This window comes from Kineococcus indalonis, from assembly GCF_009906395.1.
GTDB lineage: Bacteria > Actinomycetota > Actinomycetes > Actinomycetales > Kineococcaceae > Kineococcus > Kineococcus indalonis.
Map to the genome: position 1 here is coordinate 1 of NZ_JAAALM010000532.1, position 2683 is coordinate 2683.

Sequence of the window (2683 nt, forward strand, 5' to 3'; positions counted from 1 at the left end):
GGTGGCGCCCGCGGCGCTCGCGCCCGCGGCGCCGGGGGCCTCCGCGGCGGCGCCGGGGGCGGTGGTGCCGGTGCCCCCGGGGGCGGTGGCCGGGCGGGTGCGCAGCCGCAGGCGGTCCACGCGCCGGCCCTCCATGCGGGTCACGCGCAGCACCGCGCCGTCCACGGCGACCTCGTCGCCGACGGCGGGGATGCGGGCCAGGCGCGCCATGACGAAGCCCCCCAGGGTCTCGTACTCGGGGGCCTCGGGGACCTGCACGCCGATGCGGTCCTGCACCTCGTCGGGCCGGGCCAGGCCCGGCACCGTCCAGGAGCCGTCGCGGTGCTGGCGCAGCCCGCCGCGGTCGCGGTCGTGCTCGTCGGAGACGTCGCCGACGATCTCCTCCACGAGGTCCTCCAGGGTGACGACCCCGGCGGTGCCGCCGTACTCGTCCACGACGAGGGCGAACTGCAGGCCCTTCTGGCGCAGCTGCAGCAGCAGCGGCTCCAGGCGCAGGGAGTCCGGCACGCGCCGCACGTCCTGCATCAGGGCCGCGGCGGGCACCTCGTGGCGGCGCTCGACGGGCACGGCCACGGCCGCCTTGACGTGCACGACGCCGCGCACGTCGTCGTCGTCGTCGCCGGTGACCGGGAAGCGGGAGTGCCCGGTGCTGCGCGCGAGCGCGATCACGTCGGCGGCGGTCTCGTCCAGGCGCACCGCCTCCATCCGCACGCGCGGGGTCATCACGTCGGCGGCGGTCTGGTCTCCGAAGACGAGGGTGCGGCTGAGCAGGTTCGCGGTGCCGGGGTCGAGGGTGCCCATGTCGGCGGAGCGGCGCACCAGGGAGGCCAGCTCGCGGGCCGAGCGGGCCCCGGACAGCTCCTCCTGCGGCTCGACGCCGATGAGCCGCAGGAAGCGGTTGGCGCTGCCGTTGAGGACGGTGATGAGCGGGCCGGCCGCCCACGAGAAGCCGCGCTGCAGGGGCGCGACCACGCCCGCGGTGCGCAGCGGCAGGCTCAGCGCGAGGTTCTTGGGCACCAGCTCGCCCACGACCATGGAGAACACCGTGGCCACGACGACGCTGGCGACGGCGGAGACGGTGGAGGCGGCGCCCTCGGACAGCCCGGCGCCGGTCAGCGGCACGTCGAGCAGGGTCGCCAGCGACGGCTCCATGAGGTAGCCGAGCAGCAGCGTGGTGAGGGTGATGCCGACCTGGGCGCCGGAGAGCTGGGTGGACAGGGTGCGCAGCGCGGGCAGGACGCCGGCGGCGCGGCGGTCCCCGTCCTCCGCGGCCTTCTCGACCGTGAAGCGGTCGAGGGTCACGAAGGCGAACTCGGCGGCGACGAAGACGGCCGTGCCGAGGGTGAGGAGGACCCCGACGAGCAGGAGGAGCCACTCGACGATCACGTGGGCTCCCCGGGCGACGTCGGGCCGGGATGGTGGGGAGGGCCGCTGCGCGGCCCGGGAGATGAGTCCATGACCCCTGGATTCTAGGTGCGTGCCGCCCGCGCGCGCCCGCTCTGGGCGCGCCGCGGGCGGCCCGGCCCCCGCGGGGGCCGGGTGCGCTCAGCGCCGGCCGAAGTCGGACTTGCGCACGGTGGCGTGCACGCCCACGGTGCGGTCCACGACCTGCGAGACGTGGAAGTCGGCGGCGGCGCTGAGGTAGGCGTACGCGACGGGGCCCGGCACGCCGAGGTCCTCGGTGAGGAAGGACATCGCGTTGCGCACCGCCACGCGCACCGCCTCGTCGAGGTCGGTGCCGTTGCCGCCGCCCTCGGGGCCGTCGGGGTCGCTCAGGCCGATGGGCAGCCAGTGCTCGGGGGTCTCCGCGAACGGGTGCTCCCCGGCGATCCGGGGAGCACCGTCGCCGGGGCGCACCACCGACAGGCGCAGCGTGGCGCGCAGCGAGCCCTCCATCGCGGTCAGCGCCACCTCGCCGTGGCCCTGGGCCATGTGCGGGTCGCCGACGAAGAACATCGCCCCGGGCACCTGCACGGGCAGGTAGAGGGTGGAGCCGACGACGAGGTCCTTGACGTCCATGTTGCCGCCGGCGACCGTCGGCGGCACGGAGTCCACCATCGCGGAGGTGTCGCGGGCCACGCCCATCATCCCCAGGAACGGCGCCAGCGGGAACCGCGGCGGGACGGGGCCGGGCATCACGCCGAGGAGGTCGCCGCCGGAGGCGGCCACGGGGGTGAAGACGCTGACGTTGCCGCCGGTGTTGAAGTACTGCGCCAGCGCCGGGTCGCCCTGCCAGGCGCCGGGCAGCTCGCCGGGCAGGGCGCCCTTGCCGTGCCGGTTGGAGATCACCCCGTACGGCACGCGCAGCGCCAGGTCGAGCACCTCCACCTTGAGCACGTCGCCGGGCTCGGCGCCGCTCACCGCGACCGGCCGGTTGACGACGTGCGGGCCGGGGCCGTCGTGCGGGGTGCGGGCGGCGATCTCCACGGCGTCGCGCAGCACGTCGCGCTCGGCCACGCCGAAGGAGGTGAAGTAGCCCAGCGGGTCCTTGCCCTGGTCCTCCAGGACGCCCTCGTGGGAGACGGTGTCGATGGTGACGACGTCCCCGGAGCGGACGACGGCCTGCGGCGCGGTGTCGCGGTTGGGCAGGTGCCCCCACAGGACCGAGCCGGCCCCGGCGGTCAGGTAGGTGCCGGTGCGGGGCCCGCGCCCGGGCTGCAGGGTGCGCAGCGGGGCGTGGGCC

Annotated in this window: 2 protein-coding genes; both read right to left on the bottom strand. The window is 76.3% G+C overall.

The window, feature by feature from the left end; translation table 11 throughout:
* The coding region (locus GTR00_RS18480) for a hemolysin family protein (RefSeq protein ID WP_166613036.1) at nucleotides 1–1383 on the bottom strand (1383 nt) is incomplete at its 3' end.
* Between the two features lie 162 nt (nucleotides 1384–1545).
* Nucleotides 1546–2683, bottom strand: a 1138-nt coding sequence (locus GTR00_RS18485) for an acetamidase/formamidase family protein (RefSeq protein ID WP_166613035.1), incomplete at its 5' end; no start/stop codon positions are given.